Genomic DNA, 949 nt, shown 5'->3' on the forward strand with positions numbered 1-949 from the left:
TAACCCAAGTTGCGAGGTAGTAGGCCTAGGTCAAAAAAGTCTGTTCCGCATGTAACCGAGTAGGTTTGAAGTATTCGACGCTTCACTCCAGACTCGTTTCCATGACAGAACAGACCGTAGCAATGTACTGCTTTATCGACGATTTGCTGGCCTTGGTGCGCCCGGCGTGGGCGCCGACACCGGACGCGCAGCGGCACCTGTCGGACGCAGAAGTGCTCACGACGGCCCTGGTAGCGGCACGCTACTTCGGGGGCAATTTCTGTCAGGCCCAGCGCTACATGCAGGGCCACTGGGGCCAACGCACGTTGCACAAAAGCAACTTCTCGCGTCAGCTGCACCGCTTGCGCGACGTGCTGGACGAAGTCTTCGCCTGCTTCGGCCAAGTGTTGCAACAGCTGAACACCGAGGCCCGCTACGTGCTCGATTCCTTTCCGGTGGCGGTGTGCCATAACACGCGCATTGGGCGCAGTAAGCTGCTGACGGGCAAGGCCTACCGGGGCCGTTGTGCCAGCAAACGCAGCTGGTTTTACGGCGTCAAAGTGCAGGTCATCGCCACGGTCGACGGCCTACCCGTAGCCTATCACATTCACCCTGGCAGCGAAGCGGATATGACCGGGTTGCGCCAACTGGACCCGGACCTGCCCCCGGGCAGCGTGCTCTACACCGACGCGGCCTACACCGACTATGCCCACGAAGCCATCTTTGAAGAAGCCACTGCTTGCCAGCAGCACACGGCCCGCCGCCACACCAGTAAACGCCCCCACGACCCGGCCCGTGCCTTTCTGATTCGACATTTCCGCCACGGCATCGAAACCTGCTTCAGCGGCCTGACCGGCCGGTTCCCCAAAAAGATGCATGCTACCTCCGCTGCCGGCTTCGCTCTGAAAATCGGTCTCTTCGTCTTCGTTCACGCTATCGACCGATTCGGGCTATAGCCTGCAACTTGGGT

Annotated in this window: 1 protein-coding gene; it reads left to right on the forward strand. The window is 60.5% G+C overall.

The window, feature by feature from the left end; translation table 11 throughout:
* Positions 1-101: 101 nt before the first annotated feature.
* Positions 102-935, forward strand: coding sequence for an IS982 family transposase (locus ACYSMN_RS25475; RefSeq protein WP_488926751.1), 834 nt, complete (start codon positions 102-104; stop codon positions 933-935).
* Positions 936-949: the final 14 nt, after the last annotated feature.

It is taken from the genome of Hymenobacter sp. M1-2 (assembly GCF_057808495.1).